The sequence below is a fragment of the Xanthomonas sp. NCPPB 1068 genome, from assembly GCF_041479385.2.
GTDB classification, from domain to species: domain Bacteria; phylum Pseudomonadota; class Gammaproteobacteria; order Xanthomonadales; family Xanthomonadaceae; genus Xanthomonas; species Xanthomonas cannabis.
Genome location: NZ_CM192986.1, coordinates 3,248,857 through 3,270,070, shown reverse-complemented (window position 1 = coordinate 3,270,070; position 21,214 = coordinate 3,248,857). Strand labels below are relative to the sequence as shown.

The following is a 21,214-nucleotide window of genomic DNA, read 5'->3' as shown; positions in this document are numbered from 1 at the left end:
CACCGCGTCGCAGGCGCGCACCGGCAGCTCGGGGTGGCCGTCCTGTTCGGATGGCGGCCGCGACCGGGTGACTGCGGCGGGGTTCGCCTGCCTGCGTTCGTCGTGCGGCCGCAGTCGTGTGGCTGCACGGCGGATGCAAGCAGCCCCAACGCGATGCGCGGGCATTCGCTCGCGCATCGCGCATGCTGCCCTGCGGCTTGCCGGCCTCCTTGTTTTTGGCAATGCTCGGCGTTCGCAGGCGCGCCGGGCGTGCGATCGATCCCTTTCCCACTGCAGTGCGCCGATGGATGCCTGCCGGAGTACCAGATGACGCGATACGCCGTACTCAACAACGTGACGCATCACGACCTGCGCGTCATCCTGCGCTTCGGCCCCGAGTTCGGTGATGCCATTGGCCTGGTGCCCGCGTTCGTGACCGAATACGCCGACCTGCAGCGCGAGTACCCGCTGTTTTTCCGCAAGGACCCCGCCGGCAGCGGCTACCAGTCCGTGGCCTTGCTGGGCTTTACCCAAGACGAAAACCTGTTCCTGCAGGAAGGGCGCTGGAACGCCAGCTATCTGCCCGGCATCGTGGCCAAGGGCCCGTTTCTGATCGGCTTCCAGGAGCAGCGCATCGACGGTGCGCTGGTGCAGGAGCCGGTGATCCACATCGACCTGGAACATCCGCGCGTCAGCCGCAGCGAAGGCGAAGCGGTGTTCCTGCCACAGGGCGGCCACAGCCCCTACCTGGACCACATCATCGGCGTGCTGCGCGGCATCCGCGAGGGCGTGGACGCCGGGCAGGCCATGGCCGCCGCGTTCGACGCGCTCGGTCTGATCCAGCCGGTGCGCCTGGACGTGGCGCTGGACGCGACCCACGCCGCGCAGCTGGAAGGCCTGTTTGCCATCGACCGCGAGCGGCTTGCCGCGCTCGATGCGCAGGCGCTGCAACAGCTGCACCAGGCCGGCTATCTGGAGGGCGCGTTCCTGATGCTGGCATCGCAGTACAACCTGCGTCGGCTGATGGCCGAGAAGCAGCGCCGTCTGCTGCAGGCGCACGCCGCGCCTGCAGCTGCATACGCCTGATCGCATGGCCGCCGCTGTCTTGCATCCGCCCGCTGCAGCGATCGCCGGCATTGCCGAGCGCAACGACTGCCGGCCCGACGCCTTGCCGCTAGCCGCGCTCTGCGCAGCAGCCGAGCCGGTGGTATTGCGTGGCCTCGCACGCGACTGGTCGCTGGTGCAGGCCGGCCTGCGCAGCCCGGAGCAGGCCATGGCGCAACTGCGCGCGCACGATGACGGACGCACCTTGCAGTACTCCTACGGCGGACCGGAGATTGCCGGCCGGCCGTTCTACACCGACGACTGCAGCGCACTGAACTTCGAGGTAAGGCGCGGCAGCATCAGCGCCTTGCTGGATGCCATTGCCGCGCATCGCGATGACCCGCAGCCGCCTACGTACTACCTGGCCTCGCTGCCCATCGACGCCCACCTGCCCGGCCTGCGCGCGCACAACGACCTGGCGGTTGCCGCCGGCGGCATCGCCGTGCAGCCGAGCATCTGGATCGGCAATCGCGTCATTGCCTCCTGCCATTACGACGCGCCCGACAACCTGGCCTGCTGCGCGGTGGGGCAGCGCCGCTTCACCCTGTTTCCGCCAGAGCAGGTCGCCAACCTGTACCCGGGGCCGCTCGAGCCCACGCCCGGCGGCCAGGTGGTGAGCATGGTGGATGTCGCCAACCCGGATCTGCAGCGCTATCCACGCTTCGCGCAGGCGCTGGCGCATGCGCGCACCGCGGTGCTGGAACCGGGCGATGCCCTGTTCATTCCCGGCATGTGGTGGCATCACGTGCAATCGCTGCAGCCATTCAATGTGCTGGTCAATTACTGGTGGAGCAGCGCGCCCGCGCAGCTGCCCGCCGCGATGCCGGCGCTGTACCACGCGCTGTGGGCCATCCGCGACCGGCCGGCCGCGGAAAAGGACGCATGGCGCGCGCTGTTCGATTACTACGTGTTCGGGCCTGCGGAACGTGCCGGTGCGCATCTGCCCGAGCAGGCGCGGCAGGCGCTGGGGCCCATCGATCCGATCCTGGCGCGCCAATTGCGCGCCATGCTGATCGGCAGGCTCAACCGCTGACGGGCGGCGCGTCCTGCATGCAGGTGGTCAGGCAATCGGTCGTCCTGCCGGGAGAGCAGGCAGCATCGCACGCCCGTGCTGGACCCTGCGTCAGCGGCCTACGCACCGGCTGCTTCAGCCGCCTTGATGCCCTGCATCGCTTCAGCCACCTCTTATCCATCTACGGGAGTTCGCAGTGACCCAGGCTCAAATTCGCAAGGTCGTCATCGCCGGCGGCGGTACCGCCGGCTGGATCGCTGCATGTGCGCTGTCGCATCAGTTCCGCAACCTGCTCGACATCACCCTGATCGAGTCCGAGCAGATCGGCACCGTCGGCGTGGGCGAATCGACGGTGCCGCCGATCCGTACCTTCCATCGCTTCCTGCAGATCGACGAACAGGAATTTCTGCGCGAGGTGGCCGGCACCTTCAAGTTGTCGATCTCTTTCGAACATTGGCTGCGCCAGGGCGAGCGGTACATCCACCCGTTCGGCATCACCGGGCAGAGCACCCTGGTGTGCGCATTCCATCATCTGTGGCTGGAAAGCCAGCGCCGCGGCATGCGCGGCAGCTTTGGCGACTACTGCCTGGAGACCGTGGCCTCGCGCGAAGACCGGTTTGCGTTGCCGCGCGAGCCGGCGGTCAATTACGCCTATCACCTGGATGCGGCGCTGTACGCGCGCTTCCTGCGCACCCGCAGCGAGGCCTGCGGCGTGCAGCGGATCGAAGGCAGGATCCAGCAGGTGACGCAACATCCGGACAGTGGCGATGTCGCCAGCCTGGTGCTGGAAGACGGCCAGGCGATTGCTGGCGATTTATTCATCGACTGCAGCGGGTTCCGGGGGCTGTTGATCGAGCAGACGCTGCATACCGGCTACGAAGACTGGAGCCATTGGCTGCCGTGCGACCGCGCCGTGGCGGTGCAGACCGAAGCGCTCGGCCCGCCGGTACCGTACACCCGCGCCATTGCGCACGAAGCCGGCTGGCGCTGGCATATCCCGTTGCAGCACCGGGTCGGCAACGGCCTGGTGTTCTCCAGCCGCCACCTGTCCGACGACGAGGCCCACGCCAAGTTGCTGCGCGATGTTGCCGCCCCGGCGGTGAAAGACCCCTGGATGGTGCCGTTCCGCACCGGCCGTCGGCTCAAGGCATGGAACAAGAACGTGGTATCGCTGGGCCTGGCCAGCGGCTTCATCGAGCCGCTGGAGTCGACCAGCATCCACCTCACCATCTCTGCGGTGGTGCGGCTGCTGACGCTGTTTCCGGCAGAGGGCATCGCGCCATCGCAGGTGCAGTTGTTCAACGACGTCAGCCGCGCCGAGATGGAGCACGTGCGCGACTTCGTCACCTTGCACTACCACGCCACCCGGCGCGACGAGCCGCTATGGCAGCAATGCCGGGAGATGGAACTGCCCGAGTCGCTGGCACTGCGCCTGCGCGCATGGCGCGAAAGTGCGCATGCCTGGCAGGCCGCAGATGAACTGTTCCGCGTCGATTCCTGGACGCATGTGCTCATGGGTCAGGGCCTGATGCCGGAACAGCACCATCCGCTGACGCGCGCGTTTTCCGACCGGGATCTGCAAGGCCTGCTCAACGGCATCGCGCAGCCGATCCGGCATGCGGTGGATCAGTTCCCTTCGCAGCAGGCCTTCATCGAACGCTATTGCCAGGCCAGGCCGGAGGTCTGGGGAGCGCGCAAGCCGGCCATCGCCTAGCCCGCGTCGTGCAGCGCGTGGCCTGCCGATTGCCAGGTCACCGTTGCGCTACAGCCGCATCAGGTCGGTGCCCACCACGATCGGCCCGCTGTAGTGCTTGCGCGCGCCCTCGCTCCACATCGCATCGGTGATGGTCGGGTCGCCGCCGGGCACGAAGTGTGTGAGCACCAGCTGCCGTGCACGGGCGGCCGCGGCGATCTTTCCGACCTCTTCGCTGGTGGAATGGCTCTTGAGCAGATGTTCGAGCAAGCTGGGCGCGTTGTCGTTGGTCTTGAGCATCCTTTCCAGTGCGGGCAGGTACATCACCTCGTGCACCAGGATGTCGGTGTTCTCGGCAAACGCCGCCAGCGCAGGCAGGTAACGCGTGTCGCCGGAGAACACCACCGTGCGGTCGCGCGCGGCGAAGCGGTAGGCAAAGGCCGGCTTGAGCGTGTAATGGTCCACCAGGGTGGCGGTCACGGTGACCTGGTCGTTCTGCAACACCGTGCCGGGCTGATCGAACTCGTGCACATGGATGAGCTGCTTGAACGGTGGGCGGCCTTCCTCGCGGATGCGCGCGTCGATGTCGATGGCGTTCATCTCGACAAACGCATCCACCATCCTGGCGATTCCCGGCGGCCCGTAGAGATGCACCGGTGTCTGCAGGCCGCTGGCCCAGGCCAGCCACACCACGTTGAGCAGATCGGCGTTGTGATCGGAGTGATGGTGGGTGAGAAAGACATCGCGCAATGCCGGTAGCCGGATGCCGGCCTTGGCCAATTGCTGCGCTACGCCATTGCCGCAATCGATGAGGTAGGGCTGCCCGTCGATCACCAGCGCATTGGCCGCCGCTGCGCGCAGTGACGATGGTGTTGGCCCGCCCTTGGTGCCCAACAACACCAGCACGCTGCCCTTGGCCGGAAACGGCACGGGGGCTGCCGTACTGCCGCTGGCGGGCGCGTGGCTGGCGCCGGATGTGGACGCCGCCGCGAGCGGGCCGACGGCGGTCAACAGCCCTGCGGACAGTGTCAGCTGCAGCACCGCGCGACGGGAGCAATGCGGAAGAGGCTTAGACATGACACTCCTTGGGCGCCGGAGGGGTGAGTGTGCCGGGAGTGGTGCCGCGCCGCCATCGCGGTGCGCCCACCTGGACAGCAGCGTGGCCGTGCCACTACAGCAGATGCAACACGCCGTGGGCGCAAGCGGGCGGCCCTGGGTGATGCGGGCCGGCGGGCGGTCTGGCTGCAGCAACGCGGGCCAGCGGGGCCTTACGCTGTGCGATGCACCACGGCGACTCGCTTCACAGCTGGCGAGCGATGAAGTCGGCCAGTGCCGGTGAGCGGTAAAAGCCCATGCAACGCGCAAAGATGGCGTTGAACGGGCCGCGGCGTGCTTCGTCCTTCATCGGTACTTCGCTGCGATCGAACTCTGCGGTGCTGGCATCCACGAATCGATGCAGGCGATCGGTCGCCCCGGCCTTGGCATTGTCCATTGCGTAGGTGGTCAGCAGGTACGAGCGGTCGCGCAACTGGTCCTGCGCATACTTGCCGCTGCGCACGTAGTTGGTGTCCAGGCAGCGCTGCAATGCATAGGCCTTGACCTCGTCCGGGTTGGCCGGTTTGCCTGCGGCCAGTGCGTTGCCCTGCAATGTCAGTGCTGCCAGTGCAGCGATCCACACCACGTGGCGATGACGATGAAACGGCATGGGGCATCTCTCCGCGAACAAACCCCAAGTCTGCCCGAACCTGATGGCCTGTTGCAGCGGTGCATCGCGCTGAGGCCGCGTGCCGCACGTGACCGCGTTGCGCATCGGGCAGCGCCACCAATGCCGCCGCCGCCATGACGCACGTATAGCCGCACGCTCGGCAACCCGCAGCGCAGCCGCCGTGCTGCCCATTGATCGCGATGCTGACGGCATCGCCGGGGGGACAGGCCTGGTCTGTGCACCATCCCGGTGAGCGCGCTTTCCCGCTGGATCGCAGTGCCCGGTGACCGAACGGCCGGGGAAGAGGGCCGCATGCGTTGTAGAGAGTGCAGCCGGTTTCGAGATGCTGCACCGCAGGCGCGATGGATCACCGTCGCGCAGTGACGACGCTGCAGGCCGGGATGCCCCGCTGGCTACCGTCGGCAATGGGGCCGCAGGATGCATCGTGCTCGCGTGCTGACATGCGCCAGCCAGGGGTGCATGTGGACCAACGTGGCAGGCGGCACGGCGCCTGCCACGCATCGCGCGTGCTTACTGCCCGAAGAAGGTGGAGATCGACGAGTACACGTCCGAGAAGCGCGAGTAGTAATCAGGATCGGTCTGCGCGGTGCAGTACGAATAGCCGCCATACAGGCCGCCGCGCAGCTGATACGCACCGCCGCTGGCGATGGTGAACAGACCCGAGCCGGACGAGCCGCCTTCGGTGACACCATCGTTCCAGGCAACGCGATAGAACGGGCTCTGGCCGTCGATGGACGTGTTCAACCCGGTGACCGTGCCCAGTGAATACTTCTTGACGTCGCCGGAGGGGTGGTGGATGCCCACGATCGAGGTCCCGGTCGCGCCGATCGCCGCGCTGTTCCAGGCTGCGTAGAACGCGCCGCTGGGCGGTGCAGTCTTCAGCTCCAGCAGCGCGGTATCGCGCGTGGTGTTGGCATGGCGCAGGAACGCGCCGCCGGTCAGCGTGGTGGCCTGCGAACTGGCGGTGTTGCCGTTGCAGCTGGCCGCGTCGTAGAACCAGTAGGTCTGCAGCGTATTGGCCACGGTCTGGGTGCTGATGCAATGCGCGGCGGTCCAGAACAGGTTGCGCTTGGGCGTATTGGTGTTGTTGAGCAGGGTGCCGGTGCACAGGAACGAACCCTGGCTGGTGGTGAACACCATGCGCGCCACCGCTTTGGCGGCGCTGGTGAAGCCCGTGGTGGGGTTGGCGCGGCACACGATGTCGTTCTGGCAGGAGTCGCTCTCGCCAATGGCAATGGTCATCATGTCGCGCGGGCTGGCGGTGGGGCTGATGTCCAGATGCGACAGCTGCGGAATGCTCAGGCTGAAGTTTTCCGGATACAGGCCGGCCGGCAATGACAGCTCCACCAGCAGGTGTTCGCCGCTCACGGTCGGCGACCAGCCGATGGCATCGCCGGTGCCGGTGAAGCTGGCGCCGGATTGCTCGAACACGCGGCCATCGTCGCCGGCAAAGCGCAGCGTCACCCGGGAAGGATCCCCCGGCGTTGCACCGGCACCACCCAAGACCAGTGCCGCGCGCAGCGAGGCGGCCTGTGCAGAGCCGAGCTTCAGGGTTGCCACGCGTGAGCCGTCGCCGGCCATCTGCCAATCGAGCTTGGCCAGGTTTACCAGCGGCTGTGCAACCGCGCGCGAAAAGCCGATCTGCAGCGGTTGGCCGTGTTTGACCTGCGCAATGCGTCGTTCACGCACGCTGCCGAGTTCCTTGCTGCTGGGTGCGGCCAGCTGCGCCACCTGTGTGGGCAGGATGCCGCCGCGCAGGCCTGCCGACTGCAGCGTGGCTGCGCCGAGCTTGGCGGCCTGCGGCGCAGTGCTGACCGGTGCGGCATCCATCTCGGTGGGCGGCGCGGCCAGCGCGGCGCCGGAAACGGCAGAGAGCAGCGCGAGATACAACGCATTCTTGCGAATCATGGGTAGTCCTTCTCGTCAGGGAACGGCAGGCGACGGCGGGGGCCGGCAGCTGCGGCGCCATCGGTGGCGCGGAACGAGACTAGCGAATGTTTAAAACTGAATATGTGCTGAAAATCTCGTTCGGAGATCGACAGTCAATAAAAATAGCATCGCGTTTGCATGCAGCGAACGGGCGCAGCGCACACGTTGTGCGCGTGGCACTCAAGCGAGTGGGCGCACGCGTATCGGCTTCGCGCGTGGCTGCTCCAGCGAAAGTGGATCATCATGCTTGCAAGGCGATGCAGTGCGCCTGCACTTGCACACGCATGGTGTCGTCTCGTTTCGTGCAGCAACACGCACGCAGCACGCCCGCAGCGCAGCAAATGCGAGCTGGGCGCAGGCAACGCCACGATGGTTTTGCCGGCGCTCCTGCGCATCGGGGGTGCGCAACGCACGGCACCACGTCAGCGAGCCGGTGCATCAGCGCCGCAGCGCAGCGGCCGTTATTCCAGCGCGTCGCTGGCGCGGAATTCGGTCGAGCGACCGCTGATTTTCAGAAAGGCCAGAACCGTCAGCCCCACTACCATCCACGCGGTGCCGCCAAGTTGCGCGTGATGGTCGGCGTTGATCAGTACGTACGCCAGGATCACGATACCGATCAACGGCACCGCTCCGTGCAGCACACGCCTGCCTTGCTGACGAAAGTGCCAGAGCACCGCGACATGCAGCAGCACGAATGCGGTCAACGCGCCGACGTTGCACAACGACGACAGCAGCGCGATCTGGCCGACGAACACTTCGCCCAAGACCATGCTCAGTGCCGCCACCAACACGATGGCGCGCTGCGGCACGCCGGTGCGGGGGTGGATATAGCGCAGGAACGCCGGCAACTGGCGGTCGCGCGCCATCGCAAACAACAACCGCGAGGTTGCCGCCTGCGCCACCAGTGAGTTGGCGATCGCGGCACTGATGGCCACTGTCAGCGCGATGACGATCTGCAGCCATGGCCCGGCAACCAGCCGTCCGATCTCGAAGAACGCATCGTTGGACGCCTGTACGCTGGGATAGCGCTGCAGGTGAGGCTGCAGCAGCGCGGCCAGCCAGGTCTGCAGCACGAACAGGCCCGCGACCAATACCAGCGCCAGCAGCGTGGCACGGCCGACCACGCGATGGCCACCGCGGGCTTCCTCCGACAAGGTGGAGATCGCATCGAAGCCGAGAAACGACACCACCGCCACCGATAACGCGCTGAAGATCAGTTGCGGCGAAAAGGCCTGCGGGTTGTAGAACGGGCGCAGATTCCAGTGCGCGCCGTTGACACCACGCTGGATGGCGAGCGTGGCCAGCACCACGAAAATCGCCAGCACCACCAGCTGCGCCAACAGGAAAAACCGGTTGGCGCGCGCGGTGGTTTCGATCCCGCGCAGGTTGACCACGGTATTGAGCACGACAAAGAACGCGATCCAGGCCGGCTGCGGCACCGCCGGCAGCACAGTGTGCATCGCATTGGCACCGACCACGTAAAGCAGCGTCGGCACCAGCAGGTAATCCAGCAGGATCGCCCAGCCGGCCAGAAAGCCCATGCCGCTGTGCAAGCCTCGGCCGACATAGGCGTACACCGAGCCGGCCACCGGAAACGCCTGCGACATCTGCTGATAACTCAACGCGGTGAACAGCATCGCCACGAAGCCGACCAGGTACGTCAGCGGCACCATGCCCGCGCTGATGTCGAACACCCCGCCGAAGATCGAGAACGGCGCTGTCGGCACCATGAACACCAGGCCGTAGATCAGCAGATCCTTCAGCGTGAGCTGGCGTTTGAGTTCCTGGGCGTAGCCGAAGCGTTCCAGCGTGGCTGCATCGTCGCGGCGGGGTGAGTCGGTCATGCAGATGTCCGCTAGGAGAGGGCCGTTGGGTGCAGGCGAGGGCACGGCGATGTCGCTGCGGCACTGCAGCCGTGTGACCGGCATTGTGACGATAATGTGGCCGGCAAGCCCATCCATTGGTAAAAGTGCTAGGTTTTCCGTGCTGGATGTCATCCAGTGGCGTCACTCGCTTCGAAGGACCCCCATGTTCGACACTCTGGCCAGCCTGGGCCGTGACCTGCAGGCACTGCACACGCTCAACGCCTGTCTGGACCGGGTGTTCAGCGACGTCTGCGCGCTGGGATTCCAGTCGCTGGTGTACGACTACGCGCCAGTGCCGCTCAGCATGGAAGGCGCGCTGATCATCCCGACGGTGTTCATGCAGCGCAATGCGCCGGGCGACATGCAGCACGTGTGGTGCGAACACGGCTACTACCAGCATGACCCGGTCCAGCAGCGTGCCACGCGACGTACCACGCCGTTCGTGTGGTCGTATCGCACCGATGGCGACAGGGACGGGGTTGAATACGTTGGCGCGCAGCACCGCCAGGTCACGCGTTACCTGTGCGATAGCGGCATGGCAACCGGTGTCACCGTGCCACTGCACCTGCCTGGTGGCGCATTTGCGACCTTCAGTGGTGCGGTGGATGCGGTGGCCGCCGAAGCGCCACGCCTGGCAGAGGCGCAGCTGTCACCCTTCCTGTTGCTGGCCCATGCCTTCCAGGCGCGCGCGCAGGAGTTGCTGGACCCGCAGGAGCGCCGCTGCCACCACATCGCACTGACCCGGCGCGAGCGCGAGTGCCTGCAGTATTCGGCCAGGGGGCTGACGGCCAAGAGCATCGCCGCTGCGCTCAATCGCTCCACGGCGACGGTGAACCTGCATCTGAACTCGGCCGCGCGCAAGCTGGGTGCGCGCAACCGCGTCGAGGCGGTGGTACGCGGCATGCACTATCGGTTGCTGGAGCCCTGAGCGGATGAGCGGATGCGTACGGCGTGCCGGCTGAATGCGGCAGCGCAAAGTCCTCTGATCGATGCACGCGGGCGTGCGCAGCGCAGCTGGCCTACATTGGCCCACGTGCGCAGCGCCAGGCTCAGCTGCCGTGTGGCGAGCGGCGGCCCCCAGGCAGCTGGCGCGAGGCGCATATCCGCACTTGTGGAGCACCACGCGGCGATTGCTGCTTATGCAGAACGCACGCTGGCCGATCGACGCGCGCAATCGCCAGGCTGCATCGCCGCTCCCGGCTCCGGTCTCTGTAGCCTGCCCATCTGCCCATCTGCCCATCTGCCCACCTGGCGCGTGCCCGCCTGGCTGCGAGGTGGCACGACCGCACAAACCTGTGAGATTTGCCAGTTAACGCGGGCCGTGCCGCTCGCTAGGCTCGGCGCTCATCATTGCCGTAAGCAGGCGCAGGTCATGCAGTCCACCGAAGGTTATGTCGAATTTCGCGGCTATCGCACCTGGTACCGCATCACCGGTGACCTGCGCAGCGATGCCTGCCCATTGGTGATCGCTCACGGTGGGCCCGGCTGCACGCACGACTACGTCGACAGCTTCAAGGACCTGGCCACCGGCGGCCGCGCGGTGATTCATTACGACCAGCTCGGCAACGGCCGTTCGACGCACCTGCCCAATGCCGACCCGGGATTCTGGAGCGTGGGGCTGTTTCTGGATGAATTGCAAATGCTGATCGACCACCTGGGGCTGTCGCAATACGCCTTGCTGGGCCAGTCGTGGGGCGGCATGCTGGCCGCCGAACATGCGGTGCGTCGTCCCGGTGGGTTGCGTGCATTGGTGATCGCCAATTCGCCGGCATCGATGGGCCTGTGGCGTGCGGCGGCCCTGCGCCTGCGCGCCGGCTTGCCGGAGCAGGTCCAGGCCGCGCTGGACGAACATGAAGCCGCCGGCACGCTGGATCATCCGGCCTACCGCGCGGCCAGCCAGGTGTTCTACGCGCAGCATGTGTGCCGCATCGTCCCGTGGCCCGACGAGGTGGCGCGCACCTTTGCCGCCATCGATGCCGACCCGACGGTGTACCACGCCATGAACGGCCCGACCGAATTCCACGTGGTGGGCAGCTTGCGCAACTGGAGCATCATCGAGCGCCTGCATCGCATCACGGTGCCGACGCTGGTGCTGTCGGGCAGGTATGACGAGGCCACGCCGGAAACCGTCGAACCGTATGCGCGCCTGATTCCCGATGCGCGCTGGCATGTATTCGCCAACTCCAGCCACATGCCGCATGTGGAAGAACGCATCGCCTGCATGCGCCTGGTGGGCGATTTCCTTGAGGACCATACGCCCTGGCCGGGTGGCGAACTTGCCCACGTGCCGGCGCTGGCCAGTCGCGCGGTGTGAGTGGCTGCGCCAACCATTGGCGTGCCTGTTGGTGGGCAGCACGGTAAACGGCGCCGTCGGCGTCGGTGCGCGGCCGCAAACATGGCGTTGGCATCCAACCTGTGTCGCTGGCATCTGGTGTCAATCGCGTGGTGCGCCTGACACAAGTGCATCAGTCAGCGGCGGATCGGCGGCCTTGGGCGTTCGCTGGTTGCGCTGCGCTTGACGCTGCAGTGATCACGCCACCTGCAACGCGCGCACCTTTACCGATCAAGATTCCAGTCCGGGTGCCACCCGACCTCTGGCGGTCGGGCCGTATCCGGGCTGCCTGATGCTGCGGCCTGCGCCCCAGCGGCTGTGTGCATGATTGAACGCGGTTCGGATCGAGCGCCGGCCGTCCGCGTCCCTCGTCCGGTGCAGCCTCATGCCGACAGCTCCACAGCGGTGGTGCCGGACTCACACTGTCCCGCGCGCCTGTCGCAAAAAAGCGGTCCTCATGCATCGTCACCGATTGGATCTGGTGATGTCGAACGCATCCACGCCGGCTGCATGGCACATCCATCGACGTGCGTGCTGGTGAAGGTTGCGCGGCAGTGCAGCAACGCGGTGTGCGCCGGCCGTGTTGCCAGCTGCGCCAGCTTCAGCTGTTGATGAAGCTGCAGTCGCATCTGCACTGCCGATAAGCGCTGCAGTCAATCGCTCGCGTTACCGCAGCCGTTGCTGCAGCGGTGTCCTGTCCTGCCTGTCCCTCGCTGTCTCTTTTGCATGTCCTGCAAAGAGAACACCGTGGTGCGTCAAACTTTCAAAGATGGATAATTGTTTTATGTTTTAAATCGCGCGAAGAATGCGGCCCCCACGCCCGCTTTGTCGTCGTCGTCGCCACTGCGCAGACGGCACGCATCGCTTATCGACTTCTTTGGGAGAGGCTGCATGATTAGCAAGATGCTCCAGGGCGCACTCGCGCTTGCGCTGTCCACGTGCGCAGCAGGCGCCATCGCCGGCCCGGTCGGGTACGGTGCCGCCACCACCGGCGGCGGCAACAAGACACCGGTCAATGTCGCTACCTTCGAGGCGATGCAGGCGGCCATCGACAGTTACTCCGGCAGCGGCGGGCTGGTACTCAACTACACCGGCAAGTTCGACTTCGGCACCATCAAGGACGTCTGTGCGCAGTGGAAGCTGCCAGCCAAGACCGTGCAGATCAAGGACAAGAGCGATGTCACCATCAAGGGTGCGAACGGCTCGGCAGCGAACTTCGGCTTGCGCGTGGTGGGCAACGCGCACAACGTGATCATCCAGAACATGACCATCGGCCTGCTGCAAGGGGGCGAAGATGCCGATTCGATTTCGCTGGAAGGCAACTCCAGCGGCGAGCCGTCCAGGATCTGGGTCGACCACAACACCGTGTTCGCCTCGTTGACCAAGTGCTCGGGCGCCGGCGATGCCTCCTTCGATGGCGGCATCGACATGAAGAAGGGCGTGCACCACGTCACCGTGTCCTACAACTACGTCTACAACTATCAAAAGGTCGCGCTCAACGGCTACAGCGACAGCGACACCAAGAACTCGGCCGCACGTACCACCTACCACCACAACCGCTTCGAAAACGTCGAGTCGCGCGTGCCGCTGCAGCGCCGCGGCTTGAGCCACATCTACAACAACTACTTCAACAACGTGTTCACGTCCGGCATCAACGTGCGCATGGGTGGCGTGGCCAAGATCGAATCCAACTACTTCGAGAACATCAAGAACCCGGTCACCTCGCGCGACAGCAGCGAGATCGGCTACTGGGACCTGATCAACAACTACGTCGGCAGCGGCATCACCTGGGGCACCCCGGACGGCAGCAAGCCGTACGCCAATGCCACCAACTGGGTCAGCTCCAAGGTGTTCCCGGAATCGCTGGGCTACATCTACACCGTCACCCCGGCCGCACAGGTCAAGGCCAAGGTGATTGCCACCGCCGGCGCAGGCAAGAATCTGGCGGAGTAACGTTCGCGCGGTACTGCAGTGACAGATCCCCGGCCTGCCCGGGGATTTGTCTGTGCAACGCCGCCGTCCGCCGTGCCATGACCGGGCTCAGGTCATGGGCGCGTAGCGCGTGCCGGTGAGGCGCCGGTTCCCCGATCCCGCGTGGTTCCGGTCGGGACGTCGCTGCAAGCTGCAGTGCAGCAGCGCCCCGCACCCCGGTCGCTGGCATGCCGTCAAGAGGCGCGGCAGGCGTCGCGACGCGGTATCGTGTCGCGCTGCCACTTCTCAAATCCCGTCCATGTCGCTTCCGAACGATCCTGTTGCCCAGAACGCTTCGACCGCCGCGCCTGCCCTGCGCCATGCGCTCAAACCCCGGCAATTGATGATGATGGGCCTGGGCACGGCAATCGGCGCCGGGCTGTTTCTGGGTTCGGGGGTCGGCATCCATGCGGCGGGGCCGGCGGTACTGGTGTCCTACCTGATTGCCGGGGCGCTGGTGATCATCGTGATGAATGCGCTGGGCGAGATGGCGGCCGCCAAGCCGGCCAGCGGCGCTTTTTCGGTCTATGCGGCCGATGCGATGGGCCCGACCGCCGGCGCCACGGTGGGCTGGCTGTGGTGGTTGCAGATCGTGGTGGTGATCGCGGCAGAAGCGGTTGGCGCAGCGGGCTTGCTGGCGACGGTCTGGCCGTCCCTGCCGGTGCCACTGCTGGCCTCGCTGTTCATGGCCACGTTCACCGCGATCAATCTGTTGGGCGTGCGCAATTTTGGTGAGTTCGAATTCTGGTTCGCCATCCTCAAGGTCGTGGCGATCGTGGTGTTCCTGCTGATCGGCATGGCCTTGCTGGCGGGCTGGTTGCCCGGTGTGGCCTCGCCGGGGCTGTCCAATTTCACCCAGAACGGTGGATTTGCGCCCAAGGGCCTGGCGGGTGTGGGTGCGGCCTTGCTGGTGGTGGTGTTCGCGTTCGGCGGCACCGAGATCGTGGCCGTGGCGGCGGCGGAGACGGCCGACCCGGGGCGCAGCCTGGCACGCACGATTCGCACCGTGGCCTGGCGCATCCTGGTGTTCTACATCGGCTCGATCAGCGTGATCGTGGCGGTGGTGCCGTGGACCAGCACGGCGCTGAGCTCGCCGTTTGCGGCGGTGCTGGAAGTGGCGCGCATCCCCGGTGCGGCCACCGCCATCACCTTGGTGGCCGTGGTGGCGCTGCTGTCGGCGCTCAATGCCAACCTGTACGGCGCCTCGCGCATGATCTTCTCGCTGGCGCAGCGCGGCGAAGCGCCGCGCCTGCTCGCCAGGACCAGTGGCGAGCAGGTGCCGCTGGTGGCGGTGATCGCCAGTGTGCTGTTCGGCTTTGCCGCAGCCGCGCTGGAAATGCTGTATCCGAACAAGGTGCTGCCGATGCTGCTCAACATCGTCGGCGCGACCTGCCTGCTGGTGTGGACGATTTCGCTGGTGTCGCAACTGATCCTGCGCGCGCGCGCCGATCGCGACGGCATCGCGCTGCCGTTCCGCATGCGCGGCTATCCGGCTCTGACGGTGCTGGCCCTGGTGATTCTGGCCGTGCTCTTCGTGCTGCTGGCCAGCTCGCCCGACACCCGCGCGCAGTTCCTGTCGATGGTCGGTTTGACCGTAGCGATTGCGTTGGTCAGCGAGCTCGCACGGCGGATCCGTCGCCAGCACTAAACAGCCATACCGTTTAGTTGCAGCGCGCTGGCGCGCGATGGCGCGGCGCGGGTAGGTCCAGCGTCGAACGCTGAGTGAATGAGCGCGCAGTGCTCTCACCGCTTGCGGGACAGGCCGTAAGCCCACCCCGCAATCGGCAAGGAGGCCGCATCAGACAGCTTGCTGGTGGTCTATTGAAGAACGAAGAGCGCGTCGTGGCTTGCCGGTTGCTCGTTGAAAACCATGCACACCGACCATTTCGACTGGTCCTTGCCCGCCCACCGTCGCGGGACCTTGAGCGGCATGGATGCCGCGCCAGAGCCTCCAGGGACGGATTCACGGCGTGTCCTGCGATGGTAGGCGGGCAAGGGCCCTGCAGCAAACGTGCAGCGTCGGTCGAGGGCGCGGTGCCCTCACCGCTCGCGGGACACGCCGTTAACCCATCCATGGGGGCTCGGTGGCGGCATCCATGCCGCCAACGGTCCCGCAATCGGTAAGGACACCGCACCAGATAGTTGGCTGGCGGTTTTGTTGAAGAGCGAGGCGTGCGTCGCAGCTTGCCGGTTACTCGTTGAAAACCATGCACGCCGACCATCTCCACTGGTCCTTGCCCGCCCACCGTCGCAGGACCTTGAGCGGCATGGATGCCGCGCCAGAGCCTCCAGGGACGGATTCACGGCGTGTCCTGCGATGGTGGGCGGGCAAGGGCCCTGCAGCCAAGCCGCGGATCAGCGTCCCTCAGCCAAGCCGCAGATCAGCCGGCCCACAGCAGACCGGCATAACGTAATTTGTCAGACGCTCCAAAGCGCACAAGCGACGTTTTGCCGCAGATGCGACGCCGTGTCGCATCGGGAACGGGCCCGACCGTCCCTATCATTATCACGTAGCGCAGCAGCGCCACATCGACCACCGCAGCGTCTACCGGCGATCGATGTGCGACCTGCACGCTGACGGTTAACCCCACTTTCCTGGAGGGCTCTCCATGGACGCTCTGCTGTTGTCGCGGATCCAGTTCGGGTTCGTCATCGCGTTCCACGTGCTGTTTCCGGCCTTCACCATCGGGCTCTCCAGCCTGCTGGCATTTCTGGAATGGCGCTGGCTGCGTACCCGCCGGCCGGTGTGGCGCGAGCTGTATTTTTTCTGGCAGAAGATCTTCGCCGTGTCGTTCGGCATGGGCGTGGTCAGCGGCATCGTGATGGCGTTCCAGTTCGGCGCCAACTGGCCGGAGCTGAGCCGCATTGCCGGCGGGGTGATCGGCCCGCTGTTGAGCTACGAAGTGCTCACCGCGTTCTTTCTCGAAGCCAGCTTCCTGGGCGTGATGATGTTCGGATGGGGGCGCGTGTCCGAGCGCCTGCATTTCTTCGCCACCTGCATGGTGGCGCTGGGCACCTTGATCTCTACGTTCTGGATTCTTTCCTCCAACAGCTGGTTGCAGACGCCGGCCGGCTACGAGGTGATCAACGGCATCGTGCATCCGGCGGACTGGGTGAAGATCATCTTCAATCCGTCGTTTCCGTACCGCTTGGCGCATATGGCGCTGGGCTCGTTCATCACCACCTGCTTCGTGGTGGGCGCGGTGGGGGCGTGGTACCTGCATCGCGGCGTGCATCGCGACGCCGGGCTGCGCATGCTCAAGCTGGCGGTGGCGTTTGCCGCCATCACCGTGCCGCTGCAGATCTTCGTCGGCGACATGCACGGCTTGAATACGCTCAAGCACCAGCCGATGAAGATCGCGGCGATGGAAGCGCACTGGCACGCCGAAGAAGCGGGCGAGGGCGTCCCGCTGGTGGTGTTTGCGCTGCCCAATGCGCAGGCCGAGCGCAACGACTACGAGCTGGCGATTCCGCGCCTGGGCAGTGTGATTCTCACCCATAGCCTGGACGGCAGCATCGCACCGCTGACGTCGGTGCCGGCGAGCGAGCGCCCGCCGGTGACGCCGGTGTTCTTCGCCTTCCGCATCATGGTCGGGATCGGCTCGTTGATGCTGCTGGTGGCCTGGGTGTCGGCCTTCGCCTGGTGGCGCGGCAAGCTGGTGCAGTGGCGCTGGTTGCTGGCGACCTGGCGCTGGATGTTGCCAAGCGGCTTCATCGCGCTGATCTCGGGCTGGTTCGTCACCGAGATCGGGCGGCAGCCGTATGTGGTCTACGGGCTGCTGCGCACTGCCGATGCGGTCGGCCCGCAGTCCGCCTGGATGACCGCGATCTCGTTGGCGGTGTATGTGGCCGGGTACGCGTTCGTGTTCGGCTGGGGCATCTGGTACCTGGTCAAGATCGGCAAGCAGGGCCCCACGCCGCACGCCGACGCACCGCACCTGGACCATGGCGAACACACGCCGGCGCGCCCGCTGTCGGCGGCCGATGCACCAATCGACGGAGCTGCATGATGGACATGACGACCGTGTTGCCGGTGGCCTGGTTTGCGGTGATCGGCTTCGGCGTGCTGATGTACGTGGTGCTGGACGGCTTCGTGCTCGGCATCGGCATCCTGGCGCCGTTTCGCCGCGACGAGCAGCAGCTGGACCTGATGATGAACACCGCCGCGCCGATCTGGGACGGCAACGAAACCTGGCTGGTGCTGGGCGGGGCAGGGCTGCTGGCGGCGTTTCCGAAGGCGTACGCGGTGATCCTGTCGGCGCTGTACCTGCCGGTGTTGCTGATGGTGATGGCACTGGTATTCCGCGGCGTGGCGTTCGAGTTCCGCTTCAAGGCGCAGCGGTCGCGGCGGTTGTGGAGCAATGCCTTTGCGGGTGGCTCGATCCTGGCCGCCTTCGCCCAGGGTGTGATCCTCGGCGCGCTGGTGCAGGGCTTGCCGATCGAGAACGACCGCTATGTCGGCGGCATCTGGGGCTGGTTCAGCCCGTTCGCGATGCTGACCGGCGCGGCGCTGGTGTTCGGCTATGCCTTGCTCGGCAGCACCTGGCTGATCCTCAAGACCGAAGGCCACGTGCAGCAGCTCGCGCGTCAGCTCACCCGGCCGTTGACCATCAGCGTGCTGGTCTTCATCGGCCTGGTCAGCGCCTGGCTGCCGTCGTTGCAGTCGCATGTGATGGAGCGCTGGTTCGCCGGCGCGCATTACCTGTGGTTGCTGCCGGTGCCGGTGCTGGTGGCCGTGGTGGGGTATGCGCTGTGGCGCTCATGCGATGCCGGGCGTGCGGACACGCCGCCGTTCCTGCTGGCCATGGGCCTGTTCGTGCTCGGCTTCCTGGGCCTGGTGCTGGGCATGTGGCCGTACCTGGTGCCGCCGGTCTACACCCTCTGGCAGGCCGCCGCGCCGCCGTCATCGCAGCTGTTCGCCATGGTAGGGCTGGTCATGCTGCTGCCGCTGGTGCTGGGCTACACGGTGTGGTCGTATCGCGTGTTCCGCGGCAAGATCACCGCCGACACCGGCTACCACCATTGATTGCCTGCGCTCGACGCCGTGCGTGCGGGCCGTGCGCATCCCTGGTCACAGGCGCCGCGCACACCACGGGGCGAGCGGTTTGCATGCGCGGCGGCGCAGGGTGATCGGCCAGCGCCGGCCTGCGCCAGGCTCACATGCAGCGGTGTTCAGCGCAGCCGCTGCGCGAACATCCACGTCCACATGGCCGGGTCGGCGTAGGTCGTGTCCCACACGTTGTGGCTGCCTTCGGGATATTCGCTGTAGCGCAGGTTGGCGCCGATGCCCTTGGCCGCGCGATACAGGGCGCGGTCGTCGTGCGGCGGCACGGCGGTGTCCTTGGCGCCATGGAAGGTCCAGATCGGCACGTGCCTGAGCTGGCTGACTGCCGCCGTGTACGGGTCGGCTTCCTTGAGCACCAGGCTGACGTACAGCGTGCGGCGCTCATCGCGCGGCGCCTTGAGCGCGCCGCAGATCGGCACGATTGCGGCAAACCGCTGCGGCTGCATCAGCCCGATTTCCCAGGCGCCATAGCCGCCCATCGAAATGCCGGTGAGGTAGGTGCGTTGCGGGTCGGCAGCGAACTCGGTGCTGGCTGCATCGAGTGCCGCGATCGCCATGCGCGCGTTGATGCCCAGCCATTCTTCGTTTTCGGGCACCTGCGGCAACACCACCAGCGCAGGGAAGTCGGCGCCGTGTTCGCTCAGGTACGGGCCCAGGCCCACCTCGGCCTGGTCGCGGCCGTTGTCGCCGCGTTCGCCCGAGCCGTGCAGGAACAACACGATCGGCCGCGGCTGCGGCGCGCTGGCCGCCGGCACGAACACCTGGTAGCGATACAGCCGGCCCTCCAGCTGCAAGGTGCGGGTGACGAAGTGGCCGCGCCGGCCGTCATGCCGGCGCTCAGCCATGCTGGAGCAGCCGGCAAGCACCAGCGCCAGGATTCCCACCACCAGGCAACGAACGATCACGCACTACTCCCCATCGATCACAGTGCTGCAGTATCACCGCATGCATCCGCACTGGCACGTCGCGCTGCGGCGACCGGCGACCGGCGACCGGCGACCGGCGTCCAGGCGTCACGCGCACGTGCTCACGTGCCTGCGCTCACGGCAGCAGCACCAACGTGGCCAGGCCGAGAAAGCTCAGGAAGCCCATCACATCGGTCAGGGTGGTCAGGATCACGCCACCGGCCAATGCCGGATCGAAGCCCAGGCGTTTGAGCGTCACCGGCACCAGCACGCCGCCGAACGCAGCGGTGAGCATGTTCGCGGTCAGCGCGGTGCCGATCACCAGCGACAGCATCGGTTGCCGGAACCAGGCCAGCACGATCAATCCAAGCCCCACGCCCAGGCACAGGCCGTTGATCAATGCGACGGTGAGTTCCTTCTTGAGCAGGGTCATTACGTTGGACGAGCCGATCTGGCCAAGCGCCAGGCCGCGCACCATCAGTGCCAGGACCTGGGTGCCGGCGTTGCCGCCCATGCCGGCCACGATCGGCATCAGCGCCGCCAGCGCCACCAGTTTTTCGATGGTGCCCTCGAAGCGGCTGACCACGCTGGAGGCCAGGAACGCGGTGCACAGATTGATGCCCAGCCAGATCAGGCGGCGGCGAAACGCACGCCGCGCCGGGCTGAACATGTCCTCGTCTTCGTCCAGACCGGCCGCACTCATGGCCTGGTGTTCGGCCTGCTCGCGGATGATGTCGACCACGTCATCGATGGTGATGCGGCCAAGCAGGATGTTGTTGTCGTCCACCACCGGCGCAGAGATCCAGTCGTGGTCGGAGAAGCGCCGCGCGACTTCTTCGGCGCCATCGCCCACATCGATGGCCGGCTGCTCGTCGTCGATCAGCCGGTTGACCGGCGTGCTGTCTTCGTGGGTCACCAGCGCGGCCAGCGGTACGCGGCCCAGGTACTGGTGGCGCCGGCTCACCACATACAGGTGATCGGTGTGGTCGGGCAGCTCGCCGCGCAGGCGCAGGTAGCGCAGCACCACATCGACATTGACGTCGGCGCGCACCGTGACCACGTCCGGGTTCATCAGGCGGCCGGCGGTGTCTTCCGGATACGACAGCACCTGCTCCAGCCGTTCGCGGTTCTCGCGGTCCATCGACTTGAGCACTTCGTCGATGACGGTGTCGGGCAGATCCTCGACCAGGTTGGCCAGATCGTCGATGTCCAGGTCTTCGACCGCGGCCACGATCTCGTCCGGGTCCATGTCGGCCAGCAGGCTCTCGCGGACTTCGTCGCCGACGTGCAGCAGCACCTCGCCATCGTCCTCCGGGTCGACCAGCCCCCACACCACTTCACGCTTGCCGGGCGGCAGCGATTCGAGCAGGTTGCCGATCTCCGCCGGCGCCAGCGTATTGACCAGCCGGCGCACTGGTCCCAGGCGCCCGCTGTCCAGCGCGTCGGACAGCAATCGCAGCTGGCGCGCAGTCTTGTCGTGGCGGACGGCTTCGGCCATGCGCGGCTCCCCGGAAGAGTGGACGCGCCGTCAGTGGAAGACGCGGTGCTGGGTCAGCACGGCATTATCGCTTGCGCATGGTGACGAAACATACAGTGCCGGCGCGCTTGCGGACGGTCGATCGGCGCTGCCGGC

General features: G+C 66.3%; 15 protein-coding genes. 9 read left to right on the top strand and 6 right to left on the bottom strand.

Translation table 11 applies throughout. The features are described from left to right. Positions 1-306: 306 nt before the first annotated feature. The 3 genes from ACCQ12_RS13920 to ACCQ12_RS13910 all read left to right on the top strand — a co-directional run bounded on the left by ACCQ12_RS13920 (position 307) and on the right by ACCQ12_RS13910 (position 3,809). Positions 307-1,065, top strand: a complete 759-nt coding sequence (locus ACCQ12_RS13920) for a SapC family protein (protein WP_228334008.1) — start codon at positions 307-309, stop codon at positions 1,063-1,065. 4 nt (positions 1,066-1,069) lie between these two features. Continuing rightward, entirely contained in the window at positions 1,070-2,116 is a 1,047-nt protein-coding gene (locus ACCQ12_RS13915) for a cupin-like domain-containing protein (protein ID WP_372381994.1), read from the top strand. A gap of 175 nt (positions 2,117-2,291) precedes the next feature. Further along, on the top strand, positions 2,292-3,809 hold the full coding sequence (locus ACCQ12_RS13910; protein ID WP_372381993.1) for a tryptophan halogenase family protein: 1,518 nt from the start codon (positions 2,292-2,294) through the stop codon (positions 3,807-3,809). Positions 3,810-3,857: 48 nt separating this feature from the next. Here ACCQ12_RS13910 and ACCQ12_RS13905 read toward each other — a convergent pair whose 3' ends face one another. The 4 genes from ACCQ12_RS13905 to ACCQ12_RS13890 all read right to left on the bottom strand — a co-directional run bounded on the left by ACCQ12_RS13905 (position 3,858) and on the right by ACCQ12_RS13890 (position 9,287). Further along, complete coding sequence (locus tag ACCQ12_RS13905) at positions 3,858-4,865, bottom strand: MBL fold metallo-hydrolase (RefSeq protein ID WP_372381992.1); 1,008 nt, start codon at positions 4,863-4,865, stop codon at positions 3,858-3,860. A 223-nt stretch (positions 4,866-5,088) separates the two neighbouring features. Further along, positions 5,089-5,493: a hypothetical protein gene (locus ACCQ12_RS13900; protein WP_047693867.1), complete on the bottom strand. Its 405-nt coding sequence runs from the start codon at positions 5,491-5,493 to the stop codon at positions 5,089-5,091. A gap of 531 nt (positions 5,494-6,024) precedes the next feature. Continuing rightward, positions 6,025-7,422: a trypsin-like serine peptidase gene (locus ACCQ12_RS13895; protein WP_372381991.1), complete on the bottom strand. Its 1,398-nt coding sequence runs from the start codon at positions 7,420-7,422 to the stop codon at positions 6,025-6,027. Between the two features lie 482 nt (positions 7,423-7,904). After that, positions 7,905-9,287: an APC family permease gene (locus tag ACCQ12_RS13890; protein WP_372381990.1), complete on the bottom strand. Its 1,383-nt coding sequence runs from the start codon at positions 9,285-9,287 to the stop codon at positions 7,905-7,907. Between the two features lie 184 nt (positions 9,288-9,471). Between ACCQ12_RS13890 and ACCQ12_RS13885 the strand changes: the two genes are divergently transcribed. The 6 genes from ACCQ12_RS13885 (at position 9,472) to cydB (ending at position 18,637) form a co-directional block, all read left to right on the top strand. After that, on the top strand, positions 9,472-10,236 hold the full coding sequence (locus ACCQ12_RS13885; protein WP_372381989.1) for a LuxR family transcriptional regulator: 765 nt from the start codon (positions 9,472-9,474) through the stop codon (positions 10,234-10,236). A gap of 444 nt (positions 10,237-10,680) precedes the next feature. After that, positions 10,681-11,622: a proline iminopeptidase-family hydrolase gene (locus ACCQ12_RS13880; protein ID WP_372381988.1), complete on the top strand. Its 942-nt coding sequence runs from the start codon at positions 10,681-10,683 to the stop codon at positions 11,620-11,622. Between the two features lie 909 nt (positions 11,623-12,531). After that, positions 12,532-13,593 carry a pectate lyase family protein gene (locus ACCQ12_RS13875; protein WP_372381987.1) on the top strand — a complete coding sequence of 354 codons (1,062 nt, stop codon included), beginning with the start codon at positions 12,532-12,534 and terminating at the stop codon, positions 13,591-13,593. Between the two features lie 277 nt (positions 13,594-13,870). Beyond that, positions 13,871-15,259, top strand: a complete 1,389-nt coding sequence (locus ACCQ12_RS13870) for an amino acid permease (RefSeq protein ID WP_372381986.1) — start codon at positions 13,871-13,873, stop codon at positions 15,257-15,259. Between the two features lie 961 nt (positions 15,260-16,220). After that, positions 16,221-17,621 (top strand): cytochrome ubiquinol oxidase subunit I, encoded by a 1,401-nt coding sequence (locus ACCQ12_RS13865; RefSeq protein WP_047693861.1) that lies wholly within the window; start codon positions 16,221-16,223, stop codon positions 17,619-17,621. Then, positions 17,621-18,637 carry a cytochrome d ubiquinol oxidase subunit II gene (cydB, locus tag ACCQ12_RS13860; protein ID WP_047693860.1) on the top strand — a complete coding sequence of 339 codons (1,017 nt, stop codon included), beginning with the start codon at positions 17,621-17,623 and terminating at the stop codon, positions 18,635-18,637. Before ACCQ12_RS13865 ends, cydB begins: the two co-directional genes overlap by 1 nt. Before the next feature lie 146 nt (positions 18,638-18,783). Here cydB and ACCQ12_RS13855 read toward each other — a convergent pair whose 3' ends face one another. Further along, positions 18,784-19,521 (bottom strand): carboxylesterase family protein, encoded by a 738-nt coding sequence (locus ACCQ12_RS13855; protein WP_372383618.1) that lies wholly within the window; start codon positions 19,519-19,521, stop codon positions 18,784-18,786. A gap of 196 nt (positions 19,522-19,717) precedes the next feature. Continuing rightward, a complete protein-coding gene (mgtE, locus tag ACCQ12_RS13850; RefSeq protein WP_039409298.1) occupies positions 19,718-21,079 on the bottom strand; it encodes a magnesium transporter in 1,362 nt (453 codons plus the stop codon). Between the last annotated feature and the right edge of the window lie 135 nt (positions 21,080-21,214).

Coding starts and splice junctions, on each gene's coding strand:
- ACCQ12_RS13920 (WP_228334008.1), top strand. CDS start 307: ATGACGCGATACGCCGTACTCAACAACGTGACGCATCACGACCTGCGC.
- ACCQ12_RS13915 (WP_372381994.1), top strand. CDS start 1,070: ATGGCCGCCGCTGTCTTGCATCCGCCCGCTGCAGCGATCGCCGGCATT.
- ACCQ12_RS13905 (WP_372381992.1), bottom strand. CDS start 4,865: ATGTCTAAGCCTCTTCCGCATTGCTCCCGTCGCGCGGTGCTGCAGCTG.
- ACCQ12_RS13900 (WP_047693867.1), bottom strand. CDS start 5,493: ATGCCGTTTCATCGTCATCGCCACGTGGTGTGGATCGCTGCACTGGCA.
- ACCQ12_RS13895 (WP_372381991.1), bottom strand. CDS start 7,422: ATGATTCGCAAGAATGCGTTGTATCTCGCGCTGCTCTCTGCCGTTTCC.
- ACCQ12_RS13890 (WP_372381990.1), bottom strand. CDS start 9,287: ATGACCGACTCACCCCGCCGCGACGATGCAGCCACGCTGGAACGCTTC.
- ACCQ12_RS13885 (WP_372381989.1), top strand. CDS start 9,472: ATGTTCGACACTCTGGCCAGCCTGGGCCGTGACCTGCAGGCACTGCAC.
- ACCQ12_RS13880 (WP_372381988.1), top strand. CDS start 10,681: ATGCAGTCCACCGAAGGTTATGTCGAATTTCGCGGCTATCGCACCTGG.
- ACCQ12_RS13875 (WP_372381987.1), top strand. CDS start 12,532: ATGATTAGCAAGATGCTCCAGGGCGCACTCGCGCTTGCGCTGTCCACG.
- ACCQ12_RS13870 (WP_372381986.1), top strand. CDS start 13,871: ATGTCGCTTCCGAACGATCCTGTTGCCCAGAACGCTTCGACCGCCGCG.
- ACCQ12_RS13865 (WP_047693861.1), top strand. CDS start 16,221: ATGGACGCTCTGCTGTTGTCGCGGATCCAGTTCGGGTTCGTCATCGCG.
- cydB (WP_047693860.1), top strand. CDS start 17,621: ATGGACATGACGACCGTGTTGCCGGTGGCCTGGTTTGCGGTGATCGGC.
- ACCQ12_RS13855 (WP_372383618.1), bottom strand. CDS start 19,521: ATGGCTGAGCGCCGGCATGACGGCCGGCGCGGCCACTTCGTCACCCGC.
- mgtE (WP_039409298.1), bottom strand. CDS start 21,079: ATGGCCGAAGCCGTCCGCCACGACAAGACTGCGCGCCAGCTGCGATTG.